The following is a 722-nucleotide window of genomic DNA, read 5'->3' as shown; positions in this document are numbered from 1 at the left end:
GACTACGGCGTCCACCCTGCGTCGTGCGCTCGACTGAAGATGGAAGTGTTCCCTGCCGACGCCATCAGCTCGGCGGACATTCGCCGAATGATCGACGAGCTTACGGCGAATGGATTGCTTGCAGAGTACGAGGTCGATGGATCGCGCTACTGGTACGTAACGGGCTGGGATAAGCATCAAAAACCCGACACAAAGACGGGAAAATACCCGCGGCCTGACGGCAGCGTAGGGCGGAAAATTCGGCGGACGAGTGCGGCTTATTCGGCGAATGAACAGCGTATAGGCACCGAAGATTCGCCGAATATTCGCCGAACGATCGACGACCATTCACCCACGGAGAAGGAGAAGGAGAAGGAGAAGGAGAAGGAGAAGAAAACCATTACGCGCAGCAGCGCGTCTTTTGCCAAACCCGACGATGTTCATGAGTCCGTGTGGGCGGATTACCTGTCACTGCGAAAGGCCAAGCGCGCCCCGGTGACGGAGACCGCGATTGCGGCAGCTCGGCGCGAGGCGGATAAGGCCGGCGTGACGCTGCAAGACGCCTTGACGATCTGCTGCGCGAAAGGCTGGCAGGGGTTCAATGCCGACTGGATCAAGCCTGCCGACATTCCGACAGCGGCGGCGCCTAAGCCTGACTGGATGGCGGGGGTGCTATGAGCCTCGAAGCCCTGAAGGCCATGCGCCTTGCCGGCCAGAAGCCGGCCCTTGTCTGGATTCACCTC

General features: G+C 60.2%; 1 protein-coding gene. It reads left to right on the top strand.

What is annotated here, in order from left to right:
* Positions 1-87 precede the first annotated feature (87 nt).
* A complete protein-coding gene (locus JNK74_28830) occupies positions 88-657 on the top strand; it encodes a hypothetical protein (GenBank protein ID MBL7650187.1) in 570 nt (189 codons plus the stop codon).
* Positions 658-722: the final 65 nt, after the last annotated feature.

This window comes from Candidatus Hydrogenedentota bacterium (assembly GCA_016791475.1).
Classification (GTDB): Bacteria; Hydrogenedentota; Hydrogenedentia; order Hydrogenedentales; family JAEUWI01; genus JAEUWI01.
This window is presented reverse-complemented; position numbering and strand designations above follow the sequence as displayed.

Bases quoted from the DNA above. Each gene is read 5' to 3' on its own strand.
- JNK74_28830 (MBL7650187.1), top strand. From the start codon at position 88: ATGATCGACGAGCTTACGGCGAATGGATTGCTTGCAGAGTACGAGGTC.